The sequence below is a fragment of the Exiguobacterium sp. BRG2 genome, from assembly GCF_031844245.1.
Lineage (GTDB): Bacteria > Bacillota > Bacilli > Exiguobacteriales > Exiguobacteriaceae > Exiguobacterium_A.
Genome location: NZ_JAUZUW010000006.1, coordinates 18,224 through 33,820 on the forward strand (window position 1 = coordinate 18,224; position 15,597 = coordinate 33,820).

Here is a 15,597-nt window from a genome sequence, read left to right on the forward strand (position 1 = left end):
TGGTCCTCTCGGTATCCATCGGTTTCCACCCCTTCATTAAAAATCTATTTTCATTATAACCCGAATTTCAGTAACTAAAACAGTTTTACGCATTCTTCACACAATCCAAACACTTTTGCTCACTTATTCACAATTTAGACAAGATTATGCTCAATGTTGAACAAACTACTTGAAAGTGAACTTGTGAAGGATTACACTAAGTATATCAAATGAATGTGATTTACATCACAAACAAAACACAAAGGAGACTTTACCCATGAAAGTAGCAGTCATCGGATGTACACACGCAGGAACAGCAGCAGTCAAAGAACTCGCTTCACAACAAGATGTCGAGATTACCGTTTATGAGCGGAATGACAATGTATCGTTTCTCTCTTGTGGGATCGCACTTCACGTCGGTGGTGTCGTCAAGCACGCGGAATCGCTATTCTACTCGTCACCAAGTGAACTTGCTGAGCTCGGCGCCGAGATGCGTCTGAAACATGATGTACTTGAAATCGATAGTGAACGTCAAACGATCGTTGCGAAAAACCTCATGACTGGTGAAGTCGTTCACGATACGTACGATAAACTCATCATGACAACTGGATCATGGCCAATCATTCCGATGCTTCCTGGCATCGAATTAAATCAAATTGAGCTCTGTAAAAACTATCATCACGCTCAAACAATCATTGAAAAAGCGACAGAGGCAGAGCGCATCACGGTCGTTGGTGCAGGCTATATCGGTGCTGAACTCGTCGAAGCGTTTGAAGCCTACGGAAAAGATGTCACGTTCATCGATAGTGCAGATCGCATTCTCAACAAATACCTTGACCGTTCGTTCACTGACGTCATCGAACACGAATTGACAAATCGCGGTATTCACCTCGAACTTGGACAAACCGTCCAAAGCTTTAAAGGGGAAAACGGTACTGTGACACACGTCGTCACAGACAAAGGCACATTCGAAACGGATCTCGTCATTCTCTGTGTCGGTTTCCGTCCAAGCACGGAACTCTTAAAAGGACAAATCGATATGTTACCGAACGGTGCCATCATCGTTGACGATTATATGCGGACGAGCAACCCGAATATTTTTGCTGCTGGTGACAGCTGTGCCGTCTATTACAACCCAGCTCGGACACATGCCTATATCCCACTTGCAACGAATGCTGTCCGGATGGGTACGCTCATCGGGAAAAACTTACTTGCTCCAAAGATTCGTTACCAAGGAACACAAGGCACATCTGGTCTTCGCTTATATGATTTGAACATCGCGTCGACTGGTCTGACAGAAGAAGCGGCACCCTTGTTCGGACTTGAAGTGAGCAGCACGACAGTTACCGATGCCTATCGTCCAGAGTTCATGCCAACAGCAGAAGACGTCCAATTAAAGCTCGTCTTCGAGACGGCAACACATCGTGTCGTCGGTGCACAAATCATCTCAAAAGTTGATTTGACACAGGCCATGAACACACTTTCTGTCGCGATTCAAAATGACATGACACTTGAAGAGCTCGCTTTCGTCGATTTCTTCTTCCAACCGCACTACAACAAACCATGGAACTTACTAAACCAAGCAGCTCTACAAGCAATGAACGAGCGCCAATCAGCTCGTGTCTAAATTTATTGCAAGATAGATTAAGTGCAATTTTTCTCTATTGAGGAGAAAGATTGCACTTTTTTGTTCGTTTCGAACCGTTTTCTATAAAAGAACACGTCATGCATGTTTGCCATTTGAATGCATAATCAATGACTGAACGTTACTGTCATCTCTTCATTTTTTCGTTTCAGTCTGATAAAGATGTTGCCAGTCCTTATACGACATCGTTCCGTTCATCGTCTCCATATCAAAGCGTAACGGTGCGATCAATTCGAGTGAATTGCCATCTGGATCCTCGAAGTAGATTGCTGCGTGCGCATGTGGATGATTATCGAGAACGAGCGGTTGATCAGCTCCTGCTACACCGAAGGCTGATCGAACTTCAATCCCTCTCTCCTTTAACCAGTCCTGTGCTTTGTCGATATTTTCTTGTTCCACCCGAAACGCAACATGGCGAATCGACGGATGATACGGTAACCCAGCTTGACCTGCTTTCCATAGCCCTAACCAACTCTTACCGTGCTTGATCCAAAAGAAAGCGACGCGTTCATTTCGGAACGCACATTCAAGACCTAACTCTTCGTAAAAGACAATCGATCGTTCGAGCTCTTTGACCGGTAAATGGGCTTCATACAGTCCAGCAATCATCTTCTTCACACTCCTCTTTTTCTAGTGTAAGCCATCAATTTCCAAATTTACTACCATCAAAAACGTTTAATCCGACTTGTTGAGGGGAACATACAACCTATACCAAAACCAACTTTCAGGAGGAATGTTTACATGGCTGCATCGAAAAATCCGTTAACACAATACTTCAATGACGATTTCCCAAAACAATATCAGGACGCCCCAGCGGTTCAAGCAAAAATGGAACCTGTTCCCGATTGTGGAGAAGAGAGTTATAAAGGTTCTGGCAAATTGATCGGCAAAAAAGCACTGATTACGGGTGGCGACTCCGGCATCGGCCGAGCAGCAGCAATCGCCTACGCTCGTGAAGGGGCTGACATCGTCCTTAACTACTTACCGGAAGAACAACAGGATGCTGAAGAAGTCAAAGCATTCGTTGAAGCAGCGGGACAAAAAGCATATCTCTTACCTGGTGATTTAAGTGATGAAGCGTTCTGTGGACAACTCGTCAAAGAAGCACACGAATCACTCGGCGGACTCGACATTTTGGCACTTGTCGCGGGTAAACAACAAGCTGTCGAAAACATTCTCGACCTTTCGACGGAGCAATTACGCAAGACATACGAAATCAACGTCTTCTCCCTCTTCTGGGTCGTCAAGGCAGCCTTGCCACTCTTAAAGGAAGGCGCTTCGATTATCACGACGACATCTGTCCAAGGATATAATCCAAGCGCGAATCTCTTGGATTACGCTTCGACGAAGTTTGCCATTAACGGTTTCACACGTGGACTCGCTAAACAAGTCGCGCCAAAAGGAATCCGTGTCAACTCCGTCGCACCTGGTCCGATTTGGACACCGCTTCAAATCTCGGGTGGTCAGCCAAGCGAGAACATTCCAGAGTTCGGACAGGAAACACCACTAAAACGAAGTGGTCAACCGGTCGAACTGTCCGATGTCTATGTCTTCCTCGCTTCAGACGCTGCAAGCTATGTTACAGCGCAAATCTATGGTGTCACAGGTGGAATCGAGTTAGCATAAGGATCGAATCTCGACAGGGTAGCTTCGGCTATCCTGTTTTCGCGTGTCTTAACGGGATATCAGTTGCATCACCCGGTGCCATTTAGTCTAATGAAAGTAATAACGATGAAGGAGTGAATCAGATGACTGAAAAAGAAAAGATGATTCAAGGGGAACTTTATTTAGCACAAGATCCGGAACTCGTGGCCGACCGCATCCGGGCACAATCGCTCTGCTATGAGTTCAATCAATTGAGTGTTCATGATCGTGCCAAGCGAAAGATGCTTTTGCAGCAATTATTTCAGACGGAGCAAGCCGACTTTTACATCGAACCGACCTTTAAATGTGATTATGGCTACAACATCACGTTAGGGGCTCGTTTTTATGCCAACTATGACTGTGTCTTGCTCGATATTTGTCCGATTACGATCGGCGACAACTGCATGCTTGCTCCAGGTGTACATATCTATACCGCGACCCACCCACTCGATCCTGTCGAGCGCAATAGCGGTTATGAATTAGGAAAACCGGTCGTCATCGGGAACAATGTCTGGATCGGTGGACGCGCGGTCATCAATCCCGGTATGACGATCGGAGATAATGCAGTTATTGCCTCAGGAAGTGTCGTCGTCAAGGATGTACCGGCAAACAGCGTCGTTGGCGGAAATCCAGCTCGGATCATCAAGACGATCTAATTCTCATCAAATTCTAATCTGTTCCTCAGCTTCCTTTCACGTGGTCTGGTTATTCTATGTATAAGAACAACAGCCACTACTTAAAGGAGGATATCATCATGACTGAAAAACGAACAGATAAAGGAAATAAATACTTCAAAAAAGGAATCGCTACACTTGCCATAACGGGTACAGTCTTAACAGGAGCTGGTGCGTTCCTACTCTTCACAGGTCCAGGACACTCTCTCGTCAACTCGACGGTCACCACTTCGCAGCAGGCAGAGCAAAAAGTCGCAGCTGCTTCGCGCCAAGTCGAACAAAAGCTTCCTGCTTCAATGCGTGACGATCAAGAAATCGAAGGCACATTGCAGAAACTATCGGATCGTTCGATGACGATCGACGTTAACGGTGACGCTCAGACGTATGACTTTGCTTCGTCAGTAGAACGTGAAGCCGTGCAAAAAGAGGATTGGGTCAAAATCGATCTGAATGCGAATCAGCAAATCACGGAACTTGAGCGAGAAGATCAAGATGATCGCAATGACCGAGAGGACGATGGCAATCGCTCAAATGATTCATTGGACGATGCGAATGAACGGTACGGTGTTCTTCGTGCCCTATCACAAAGTGAATTGACACTCGAACAAGATGGACAAGAGACGATCTACGCGATGGCGGATCGTGTGGAACGTGACACTGTGAAATCTGGGGATATCGTAAAAATCGAATTGAATGCAGATGGTCAAGTCCGTGAGCTTGATCGGGAAGAGGACGACGAAAATCGTAATGATGCACGCGATGAAGACCGTGACGATGCACGGGAGCAAGAAGTCCGCGGTACACTCTCTAAAATAACGAATCAAGAGATCATCATTGAACAGAATGGTACGCAAAAATCGTACTCTCGTGCATCAAACATGGAACAGGATGATGACGTCCGAGTTGGTGGTGCCGTCAAACTCGAGTTGAACGCATCAGACGAAGTAACAGAAATCGATGAATGATCATTAAAAGGAGGATGTTTATGCCAACCACCATCTTAATCGTTGAGGACGATGCGAAAATCGCACGCCTCCTTGAACTTGAACTCCAATATGCCGGGTACGCGACACGAGTCGCCCCCAACGGAAAAGATGGTCTCGCTGCCGCTGAGCATTCGGTTGATCTCGTCTTACTCGACGTGATGATGCCGGAGCTGAGCGGCTTCGAGGTGTTGCGCAGGCTCCGCGGAAAAGGCATGCACGTTCCCGTCATTATGCTAACAGCACGTGGAGAAGTGTACGATAAAGTCGCGGGACTCGATCTTGGTGCGAATGATTATGTGACGAAACCGTTCGAGATGGAGGAACTCCTTGCTCGAATCCGAGCGTTATTACGCACTCCGACTTCAACTAGTAACGCACCGCGCACGTTACAGTTCGCTGATCTTGTACTCAATCTTGATCGACATGAAGCATTTCGCAATGAAGGGCGACTCGATTTGACACCACGTGAGTTCGAACTTCTGACATATTTACTAGAAAACAAGGAACATGTCCTGACACGCGAACAAATCCTAAATCACGTCTGGGGGTACGATTACTTCGGCGAGACGAACATCGTCGACGTCTACATCCGTTATCTTCGCAAAAAAGTCGATGCCCACCCTCCGGCCTTGATTCAGACCGTTCGTGGGGTTGGTTATGTGCTACGGGAGGCGATCCCATGAAGCTTCGAACGAAGCTTGCTTTATCCGTCACCGCCTTTACGACACTCTTGTTATTCCTTTCGTTCATCGTCGTGACACTCGTCGTCCAAAATCATTTAATTGAATCGCGTTATACCCAACTGGAACAGGCAGAGGAATTGATGGAAGATGATTCATCGGTCCGGACATTGCTGACGCTTCATGAGGATGCTGTCGTCTTATCGAACGAAAATGGACGCTGGGTCATCTCAAACGATGAAGATGGCGACGACCCGTCTACTGTTAACGGAGACATACAAGCAAATGACCTCCCCGGTATCCCGCGCTCGAATGAACCTTTTAAGTCTGGCGATTGGTTCGGCATCGTCTATCAGGATCAAGCCTATCTGTTCGAAGATGAGAGCGTCGATGATACGGTCTCGACACTCGTCTTGACCTTCACCATCGTGTTGGTCGTTGGAATCGTCATCGCGTTCATCAGTAGCTTCTGGATTGCGTATCAGACGCTCCGCCCGCTCAGGCAACTAAATGATACGATGCAACGGATCTCGTCTTCTGGAACGCTTGAGACCGTGCAGACCGAACGTGATGATGAGATCGGTCGCCTCGGTCGCGTCTTCAATCAGATGATTGGGCGTGTCGATCAAACGATGGAACAACAACGGCAGTTCGTCGCCGATGTCTCGCATGAGATGAAGACACCGCTGACCGTCATCGAAGGGTATGCGCAATTATTGAAGCGATGGGGCAAAACGAAGCCCGACGTACTCGATGAATCGATTGAACATATCTTGCAGGAAACACATGCGATGCGGACGACCTTGATTGAGCCTATGCTCGAATTGTCTCGTCTCGGTTACGAGGAAACGTCTGTCGAAGTGATTGACTTAGCAGAGCTTGGAAGCGAACTCGCTGATCGGATGTATCACGCGACAGGGACGATCATTCCTGTTGATGCCTCCGGAACGATTCGGGCAAATCGCGAAGCGGTGTTACGTATCTTGACGATCTATATCGATAATGTCCTGAAGTATGCCACTTCACCAGAATTGCACCTGCGAAAAGAACGTCTGGCTGTCCTTGATCGGGGAACGTCTCTAACGGACGAAGAACGCGCTCGGTTATTCGACCGGTTTTACCGACTCGATGCAGCACGCGATCGTTCAGGAAGTGGACTCGGATTGTCGATTGCTGCTGCACTTGCGACGACACATCATTTTAAAGTAGGTAGTGAAGCGCGTCAGCCAGATGGAAGCTGCTTCTATTTAATCCCCGAGCAGTCTGAATGAAACTTTTTCTACAATTGTGTCGTACACTTAAGGAAGAACGTCACATGATGAAAGAAGGAACTTCACGATGGCTAAAAAACGTTGGGGTGGACTTGCTGTTGCCGGCGCCTTTCTCTTGACGAAAGGAAAGGTCATCCTTGCCTTATTGAAATTTTCAAAGTTCGGAGGCACTCTGATTTCGTTCGGAATCTCTCTTCTCTTTTACGCTCAAATATTCGGTGTTTGGTTCGGGGTCGGATTGCTTTATCTCCTATTCATTCATGAGATGGGACATCTACTCGCCGCTAAACGACTCGGTTTTAAGACCGGTCCTGCGATTTTCGTACCGTTCATGGGAGCCGTCATCGGCATCAAGGATACATTTCGAACGCCAAAACAAGAAGCGATTCTCGCGTACGGTGGACCACTCGCGGGTCTCGTATCCCTGATTCCGCTTGCGATCGGATATGCTGTGACCGGAAATGACTTCTGGCTCGTCATCTTCCACCTCGGGGCTCTATTGAATCTCTTCAACCTACTTCCCGTCAGTCCACTTGACGGCGGACGGATTCTTGCGGGACTTCCGATCATCGTCTGGGTCGCGGGACTTGCTGCCTTGATTGCCTACGGTATCACCCACTTTAGTCTGATTTTGCTCTTGATTGCCTTTTTAGGCGGCAGTGCCGTTTGGAAACGGTATAAGTTCGCGAAACAATATGAGGCGAACCGGTCGACCTTAATGTTGTATCGTGCTGCACGCGAACGCGTCTTACGGGCAAAGGCGGAGCAGGAACGTGCAAACGTTGAAGTCGCTCTTGCACCGGAAGTGGAGGAAGAACAAACGGTCGAAAGTACGTACGATCCGATTGCTTGGTCGCTTCGTCTCGATTTACAAGATTTGCGACAAGCGAGTCCAGAAGAGGCACGTCAGGAAGCGGACGATCTGTTACGGTATCAATATGATGCTGCGAACGACTACGATGCGTTGTTGCGACGAATCGATCAGCGGATTGAACCACTTCGTCTTGCTGAAGAGTCTGTTCAGTATCATCAGATGCCGAAAAAACAACAAACGATCACGCTCCTCGCTTATTTGGCGCTCGGTGCTATTTTATTCGTTGCTTTCGAATATTCGAAAGGTTACCTGCCTACACCATCTTAAATCGAGATCCATCGGATGCGCTTCATGGCGCATCCTTTTTTCATAGAACGAACACATTGACTAGAGTGATTTCTTGCATCTCGTTAAAGAAGCGACTACTCTGAGTAAAACCCTACTTACCACTTGTCTAAAATAGGAGGTTCTCCTTCCATGAATAAAAACACTGCCCGTTTGGGTGAAGCACCTGTCAATCAGCTTTTACTTAGTCTCTCTTTACCAGCGATGGTCGGGATGCTCGTCACGGCACTCTACAATATCGTCGATACGATTTTCGTCGCTCAAGGAATCGGTACGGCTGCCGTGGCCGCCGTCGGAATCGCTTTCCCCGTCCAGCTCGTATTAATGGCAATCGCCAACTCGATCGGGATTGGTGGTGCTGCAATTGCGTCACAACGACTCGGTCAAAAACAAATAGATGGTTCCAGTCGTGCTTATGCCAACGTCTTGATGGCTGTTTTCTTCATCAGTATGCTCGCTATCATCAGTGCTTTCATCTTCGTCGAACCGTTGCTACGTCTCTTTGGAGCGACGGATGAGATCATGCCGTACAGTATCGATTTCTTACGCGTCCTCTTGATCGGATCTCCTTTCTTCATGTTGACGATGGCGTCGAGTGCAATGTTACGCGCAGAAGGACGCGCGAACTATCAGATGCGCGTCATGCTGACGACGGTTGCCATCAACATCGTCCTGACACCGCTGTTCATCTTTGGTCTTGATTGGGGCATCCAAGGTGCTGCACTCGGGACAGTAGTTGCGCAAATCGTCGGTGCTGCACTTGTTTTCCGATTCTTCTTTACGAAACGTCGGCAAACGGGGTTAACACTCGATCGGAATGCTTTCAAACCTGATTTCCGATTAACGTTCCGGATGATGCAAATTGGATCATCATCGTTCATCATGCAAGTCTCCCAATCGATTTTGTTCATCACCGTCAACCATATGCTCGTCCGGTACGGTGGTACGACAGAACTAGCTACGTTTGCGGTCATCAATAAGTTCATGGCGCTCGTCGGTATGCCGATCATGGGGATCGTGCAAGGGATGCAACCGATCGTCGGATATAATTTCGGATCCCGGCAGTTTAGCCGGATGTCGCTTGCCATCAAGTTGGCAATCCGCTACGGTTTATCGTTATCGATCAGCTTGTGGTTACTCATTCAACTGTTCCCTCGTTTTTGGGTCGGCTTGTTCACAGAAGAGGCGACACTTCTACAGGAAGGCTCGAGTGCGATGCGCATCTTATTCGCCTTATCGTTCGTCTACGGAATTCAAATGATTGTCAACGGAATGTACCAATCGCTTGCAAAAGCAAAAGTCGCTTTATTCTTGTCCTTGTCGCGCCAAACGTTATACACGATTCCACTCGTCTTGATATTGCCCCTGATCTTCGGTGTCAATGGTGTCTGGGTCGCTTTTCCGATCGCTGATGCAATGGCTGTTTTGACGGCCCTTGTTTTCGCCTATAAAGATCGCGTTCTGTTATTTAAACCGGAAGAGTACGTCGCAGAGGAACAAAAAGTCGCTACCGCGAAGTGACTGGAATGGATCTAAGATCGTCTGCTTTGCAGATGGTCTTTTTTGATGGACTTCCAGAATACGAACATGTATTCTGTTACTAGTGAATGACAGAAAGGAGCCTGCTGGATGTATACATTAGCAATTGACTTTGAAACGGCAAATCGGAATAGCCGAAGCATTTGTGCGTTTGGTTGGTCCGTTCTCGCGAACGGTCGTGTCACGGAGAGTAAACAGGTCTTAATCAATCCAGAAGAAAATTTCGATGCTGGAAACATTCGGGTCCACGGAATTCGTCCGAGCGATGTCTTTGATGCGCCGACGTTACCTGAAGCAATGGAAGCCCATGGCTTATACGATTTGATTGCAGGCGCTCAACTGATCGTTGCTCACAATGCATCATTTGATATGGGGGCACTCCAAAAAGCGATTCAAAAATACGATATGTACCAGATGCCCGCTTTCACCTACGGCTGCACGGTCAAATTATCCCGCAAATTGTATCCTTGGTTGCCGAACCATCGATTGAATACGATGGCAGAGTTTCTCAACGTCTCTTTCCAGCACCATGATGCAAAAGAAGATGCCTACGTCTGTGCGTTACTCTTAAACGATATGTTGGAACGGACGAATCTACAGGATCCGGTCACCTTGCATACGTTTTGTGGCGTTCGGATGGGACAGGTTGCATATTAAACAAAAAAACACTCTAGACACAAAATCTAGAGTGCTTTCAGGTTTGTAGACAACAGGGCTGACTCCAAAAAATGACGCGTCTTTTCACGCCCTTTCCTCAGGCGAGACACAAGCAAGAGCGACCCTACAGCGAAGCGAAGCGGCGCGATGCTTGTCCCAGGAAAACGATGCGAGACGAACAAAAAAGCGCAATCCTTCTCGTTAGAGAAAAATTGCACTTTACCTTCAGTCTCAAAGCACTCTAGACACGAAATCTAGAGTGCTTTTGATGCTGTTCTATTATTTGCTTGCTTGTTTGATCGGGAACCAGCCTGGACGGCTTGTGATACCTGCCCATAATGCATCTGGAACGACGAGTTCTGCTTGTGCTTCTGGATCAAGTTCTGTCCGGATTGACGCAAGGTCACCCGCTTCGACTTTCTCAACCCATTTCGGTTCCATGATCAGTTCACGACCAAGAGCGATCATTGGAACGACAGCCAAACCTTGTTCTACTTCGTCCGCTGTGTGAAGCGATCCGACACCAATGATAGGTACTTGTTCACCAACACGTTCTTGAACGAGTGTAATTGGTGACGTCGTTTCATTTTCATCACGAATTGAACCTGCGAAGAAGTCCATCACGGAAACGTGCAAGTAATCGAGGTCTTTTTTCGCCAGCTCATCGACGAGACGCATCGTATCATCGAGTGTGATTCCTGGATTTTCAATTTCCTCTGGAGAGAAACGGTATCCGACGATGAACGAAGGATCTTGTTTCGCGACAGCTTCGACTGCATCCACGACAGCTAATGGGAAGGCGAGACGTTTTTCTAAGCTACCGCCCCATTTATCTTCACGACGATTTGAGTGTGGTGAGAAGAATTGTTGGATCAAGTACGTGTTTGCACCGTGAATCTCAACACCATCAAATCCGGCTTCCATCGCACGGCGTGTCGCTTGACCGAATGCTTCGATGATTGCTTCGACTTCTTCTGCCTCTAACGCACGTGGTGTCATCGCACCTTCACGCACGGGTGCAATAGCACTTGCACTGACCGTTTGCCCACCGACGAGTTCTGGTGGTGCCATACGACCAGCGTGGAAGATTTGTAAGATCGCTTTTGCGCCTTTATCTTGAATCGTTTTCGCGAGTCGCTTCAGACTTGGCACGAGATCGTCACGATGTGCACCAAACTCATTCGGGAATCCTTGACCGTCTGCTGTGACGTTCGCACATGCTGTAATGACAGCGCTGACGCCACCTGAACGTTCTGCGTAGTACGCGAGTTCCGCATCCGATACTTCGCCGTTCTCTTGTGCCGCATAGTTCGTCATCGGTGCCATCAAGACGCGGTTTTTCAGCGTCACACCGTTTGGTAGTGTAAATGGTTCAAACATTGCTTGAGTTGCCATGAGTGAAGTGCCTCCTCTAATTTCTTGAATTGAATATCGACAGTATACGCTCGTCTTCCTCTGAATAGCTACTGATGTGCTTAGGCGATGTGTCACTTGCGGATCGCTTTACGACGCCCCCCCCGGCCACCACCAGTTCCAGTGACCAAATAGCTTCATCAGTGCGGGAACAAGGAGCATCCGGACAATCGTAGCATCAATAAAAATTGCAAGCGCGATACCGACGCCAAGTTGTTTGATCGGACTAACACCTGTAAAGGCAAACGCACCAGTGACGACGATCATGATCAAGGCAGCGGACGTAATGATTTTACTCGTCTTCGCCAGTCCCATCTCGGTCGCATGATCGTTGTCGCCCGTCTCGTCATAATATTCTTCCATTCGCGAGACGAGGAACACTTCATAATCCATCGATAAGCCGAAGACGAGTGAGAAGATGAAGACCGGTGTTAGAATGCCGATCGTCTCCTGCGGAAGAACTGCGCCGGACTCGAACAAGACGACGAGTAATCCAAACGTTGCTCCTAAACTGAGCAAATTCATCAGAATCGCCTTGATTGGAATCAAGATGGATCGGAACGCGATTAGCAGAATGATGAATGTCGCCAAGACGACGACACCGACAGCCAGTGGGAGTTTCGATTCAATGGCATCATAAATTTCCTGATTAAAGGCTGCTGGTCCCCCGACAAGGTAACCGTCCGCCTGCACCTTTCGTACCCAGTCTTGCGAAGTAGCATCACCGGGATCTCCTTTTAAATTGACGTTGATCCGTGCTTGATCGTTCTCTGATAGAAACGGCTTCAGTGCATCGCGCCCAGCCGAAACAGCGAGTAACTGCTCGAGCGGAACCTGTTGCTGTTCCGCGATCGTTGCGGCGGACACGACGGAACGCACTTCTGAATCTGATTCGAGTCGAATCGTCACATCTTCGATTTTTTCTCGTCCCACCTCTGAGGAAGCATCCGCAGATAAGATGAGAACGGCGTCCGTTCCATCGTTCCCGAATGTTTTTTCCCACGACTCAAAGGCGAGACGCGACGGATAGGATTCCGGCAAGGCAGTTGCTTGCGGAATGTTCAACGTCAAGTCCCGTAACGGAAATAAACAAGGTAAAAGAAGTAATAAAGATAGAATCGTCACTGTGACAGGGCGCTTCATGACGAAACGTGCGAGGCGGCGCCAACGATCTTCTCCACGACCTGCTTGTTGCCGGAAAAGTCGTCCTTTTTCTAGTACCTTCCCGAAAACGATTAATAGTGCCGGTAATAATGTCAACGCACTGACAACCGCCCCGAGTACCGAAACGAGTGTCCCGATTGCGACAGCGCGGAAGACATCAACATCAATCAACAACAATCCGGCAAGTCCGACGAATACACAGATTCCGGAAAATAAAATCGAGCGTCCTGCCGTCTCGACCGAACGAATCGCTGCCGACCGAATCCCTTGTCCGTCCTGCCGTTCTTCACGGAACCGATTAACGTATAACAACGAAAAATCAATGCCGAGTGCCAGCGAAATCATTGCGACCGCATTCAAGACGAAGATCGATAACTCTTGTTGTCCGGCAACGAAATAAAGAATACCGGCTCCAAAAACAAAAGTGACGAGTCCCATGATCAAGGGTAAGATGGCGGCAACGGGTGTACCGAAAACGAGTAGTAAGACGATCAATGCTGCCGGAATTCCGATTAACTCAGCTCGGATGAGGTCATTTTTGGACGCTGTATTCAAATCATCAACGACGACCGGTTCACCCGTTAGCCGAATCGTCCCGGTACCATCCAGTTGACGTGTGACCGCTGTTGCCCATTTCGCATCAAGTGTTGGTACACCGACTGTCACGTATCCCTTATCGTCCCGCATCGCTCGCGGATTTTCGACGGGACCAATGACATTCCCGACTCCTTTGATGTCACGGAAGCGCTCGACATGTTGTACCATCGTTTGTCGTAGATTCTCTTGATTCTCAAATAGGACGATGATCGTATGTGGATCCTGCCCAAAATCTTGAGCGAGCACCGTTTCGACACGTTGAAAATCACCGTCACGTGTAAATCCATTTCCTTCTAGACGATCGGGTAATTGATATGCAAAATAACCAAGCACGACGAGTAGAAGCCCCCAAACGATCAACACTTCTCGAAAATACGCACTAATCAGATGACCAAGCCGTTCCATGATGCGTCTCCTTCCTGTATAAACGTACAAAAAACATCCTTCTTGCTGAAAAGCGAAAAGGATGTTTCATTACGTCTTTTGAAAAATTTGAACCCATGTGTTGCCGAATGTAGTCGATGTCGACACGATCGCAAGACGCCGCGCCTCTTCATCGAGTAACACACTTTTGAGTAAAACGGAGGAGTAGCATCCCTCGAACTTATATTTCAGCTGACTCTTCTCATACAAGTAAAACCGAGAGGAATCGGTGATCGAAAACAATTGGTGCCGGTGGTCAACGAGTGAATACTCCGCGTAATCCGAAAAAGGAATGACCGATTCCAGATTCGTCGCGGCATCCCAAATCACATATCGTTCTTGTAGATCATCATAGGAGATGATCGTCGTAGGTGCGATGAATCGCTCGAACGTCAAACGTGTATCATATCCTCGCTCAACTAATCGTCCGAACAGCGGCGCCTCTTCATAGTTTGAGTACCGCCAGTCCCCTGTTTGAACGTTCACACAGACGACGTCCGTTTCTGCCGTGTATAGGAAGATTTCATCATCTTGCCACAAGAATAAATTACTGAACCATGCTTCGGAAAAAGCAGCGGGTCGCTTAATGTAATTTAAATGCCCTTGCTCTAAATCCAATAAACCAAAATAAGCTGACTCTTCAAATACGATGAACAATCGTCCACCGCCTGGCTCAATGTACCAGGAGAATGGAACATACGCACATGCTGTTTCCCACAGTGGTCTTAAATCCGCATCACATTTCATAAATCCGTGGCGATCTCGAAAAAGAAGCAAATCCTCCCCGATGCGATCAAACAGTGAGACGGATTCATGGAGTAACAGCTCTGCAGCAGGTTTATACATATGCATCACTTCCTACTTCATACGGTATCAACCTTCTCCGTTTCTCGCTACTATTGATGCGCTCAGCTTGCACCTCCTGTTATACTAACTTCATGGAAGAAGGAGGACGAACACGATGAAACCTTTACAATTATCCGCAGAGACAGCTGTCGAACTCTCGAAACGTCTGAACGTACCACTTGAACAACTAATGCATATGCCACGCCATATCTTGATTCAAAAGCTCGTCGAACTCGAGCAGGAACAAGCGAAAAAGGAATCTGATTCGTCTAGCGAATCGGAATCTTGAGTGAAGAGCCTCTTTTCCAACGATGGAAGGAGGCTTTATTTTTTACCTTAGGATTGCGGATGGTATTCTGATTTACCGTACCGGAAGACATTAATGATCGCTTTCCCATCACTCGGATAACCGTTCGGATGATCGATCGGGAAGAGTGAGAAAAAAACGAAATAAAACGAAAAATACGCAAATTGATAGGTAAAGATTGATGCTTCGAACACACCGGCGTAAATCAGACCATTGATGGCTAAGATACTCACCACGTTTGCAATCGATCCACCGGCATAAACCAGAATGTTAGCGAATTTCGTCTCCTTACGTAGTGCCTCATATTGACACCAGCCATCCCAAAAATAGACGCGATTCAAACGAATCGGACCAACACGAAGCAACGACTTTCCTGAACCGATATTGATCTCCATGTTTCCGCCGAATAATCGGGCAAAAAAGTAATGTCCCATCTCATGAATCAATGTCACGATAGGCAATAGTAAAAAGAACGACAAAAAGAATTTCCATAAATCACCGAAACCGAACATACAACGTACATCCTTTCACGTCAAAACAACATTTAAAATACTACATATGAATTGTTCCCGAAAGATGTATGTTCAAACAATCTTTCAATGATTTTTGTAAG

The 15,597-nt window shown here is 47.5% G+C and carries 15 protein-coding genes; 10 read left to right on the forward strand and 5 right to left on the reverse strand.

The features are described from left to right. Positions 1 to 256: 256 nt before the first annotated feature. On the forward strand, positions 257 to 1,606 hold the full coding sequence (locus Q9R23_RS09415) for an FAD-dependent oxidoreductase (protein ID WP_311246955.1): 1,350 nt from the start codon (positions 257 to 259) through the stop codon (positions 1,604 to 1,606). Positions 1,607 to 1,759: 153 nt separating this feature from the next. Here the strand turns inward: Q9R23_RS09415 and Q9R23_RS09420 are convergent, their stop codons facing one another. Then, the gene (locus Q9R23_RS09420) at positions 1,760 to 2,233 is read right to left on the reverse strand and encodes a VOC family protein (RefSeq protein ID WP_311246956.1); all 474 of its coding nucleotides are present in this window, start codon (positions 2,231 to 2,233) and stop codon (positions 1,760 to 1,762) included. Between the two features lie 132 nt (positions 2,234 to 2,365). On the opposite strand from Q9R23_RS09420, the gene Q9R23_RS09425 reads away from it, so the two are divergent. The 8 genes from Q9R23_RS09425 (at position 2,366) to Q9R23_RS09460 (ending at position 10,234) form a co-directional block, all read left to right on the forward strand. Continuing rightward, a complete protein-coding gene (locus tag Q9R23_RS09425; RefSeq protein ID WP_290757319.1) occupies positions 2,366 to 3,250 on the forward strand; it encodes an SDR family oxidoreductase in 885 nt (294 codons plus the stop codon). Between the two features lie 122 nt (positions 3,251 to 3,372). Next, positions 3,373 to 3,924 (forward strand): maltose acetyltransferase domain-containing protein, encoded by a 552-nt coding sequence (locus tag Q9R23_RS09430; RefSeq protein ID WP_311246957.1) that lies wholly within the window; start codon positions 3,373 to 3,375, stop codon positions 3,922 to 3,924. 98 nt (positions 3,925 to 4,022) lie between these two features. Then, on the forward strand, positions 4,023 to 4,907 hold the full coding sequence (locus Q9R23_RS09435) for a hypothetical protein (protein ID WP_290757324.1): 885 nt from the start codon (positions 4,023 to 4,025) through the stop codon (positions 4,905 to 4,907). Positions 4,908 to 4,927: 20 nt separating this feature from the next. Continuing rightward, positions 4,928 to 5,611, forward strand: coding sequence for a response regulator transcription factor (locus Q9R23_RS09440; protein ID WP_290757327.1), 684 nt, complete (start codon positions 4,928 to 4,930; stop codon positions 5,609 to 5,611). Continuing rightward, on the forward strand, positions 5,608 to 6,879 hold the full coding sequence (locus Q9R23_RS09445) for a HAMP domain-containing sensor histidine kinase (RefSeq protein ID WP_290757330.1): 1,272 nt from the start codon (positions 5,608 to 5,610) through the stop codon (positions 6,877 to 6,879). Before Q9R23_RS09440 ends, Q9R23_RS09445 begins: the two co-directional genes overlap by 4 nt. A gap of 67 nt (positions 6,880 to 6,946) precedes the next feature. After that, on the forward strand, positions 6,947 to 8,020 hold the full coding sequence (locus tag Q9R23_RS09450) for a site-2 protease family protein (RefSeq protein ID WP_290757333.1): 1,074 nt from the start codon (positions 6,947 to 6,949) through the stop codon (positions 8,018 to 8,020). A 150-nt stretch (positions 8,021 to 8,170) separates the two neighbouring features. Further along, a complete protein-coding gene (locus Q9R23_RS09455) occupies positions 8,171 to 9,559 on the forward strand; it encodes an MATE family efflux transporter (protein ID WP_290757336.1) in 1,389 nt (462 codons plus the stop codon). A 108-nt stretch (positions 9,560 to 9,667) separates the two neighbouring features. Further along, a complete protein-coding gene (locus Q9R23_RS09460) occupies positions 9,668 to 10,234 on the forward strand; it encodes a 3'-5' exonuclease (protein WP_214856647.1) in 567 nt (188 codons plus the stop codon). Between the two features lie 279 nt (positions 10,235 to 10,513). Here Q9R23_RS09460 and Q9R23_RS09465 read toward each other — a convergent pair whose 3' ends face one another. The 3 genes from Q9R23_RS09465 to Q9R23_RS09475 all read right to left on the reverse strand — a co-directional run bounded on the left by Q9R23_RS09465 (position 10,514) and on the right by Q9R23_RS09475 (position 14,677). Further along, complete coding sequence (locus Q9R23_RS09465; protein WP_056059882.1) at positions 10,514 to 11,629, reverse strand: NADH-dependent flavin oxidoreductase; 1,116 nt, start codon at positions 11,627 to 11,629, stop codon at positions 10,514 to 10,516. 108 nt (positions 11,630 to 11,737) lie between these two features. Beyond that, complete coding sequence (locus Q9R23_RS09470) at positions 11,738 to 13,813, reverse strand: MMPL family transporter (protein ID WP_311246958.1); 2,076 nt, start codon at positions 13,811 to 13,813, stop codon at positions 11,738 to 11,740. Between the two features lie 69 nt (positions 13,814 to 13,882). Continuing rightward, on the reverse strand, positions 13,883 to 14,677 hold the full coding sequence (locus Q9R23_RS09475; protein WP_214856650.1) for a hypothetical protein: 795 nt from the start codon (positions 14,675 to 14,677) through the stop codon (positions 13,883 to 13,885). A gap of 115 nt (positions 14,678 to 14,792) precedes the next feature. Between Q9R23_RS09475 and Q9R23_RS09480 the strand changes: the two genes are divergently transcribed. Further along, positions 14,793 to 14,966, forward strand: a complete 174-nt coding sequence (locus Q9R23_RS09480) for a YycC family protein (RefSeq protein ID WP_214856652.1) — start codon at positions 14,793 to 14,795, stop codon at positions 14,964 to 14,966. A gap of 47 nt (positions 14,967 to 15,013) precedes the next feature. On the opposite strand, the gene Q9R23_RS09485 is transcribed toward Q9R23_RS09480, so the two are convergent. Then, positions 15,014 to 15,496, reverse strand: coding sequence for a site-2 protease family protein (locus Q9R23_RS09485; protein ID WP_035412122.1), 483 nt, complete (start codon positions 15,494 to 15,496; stop codon positions 15,014 to 15,016). Positions 15,497 to 15,597: the final 101 nt, after the last annotated feature.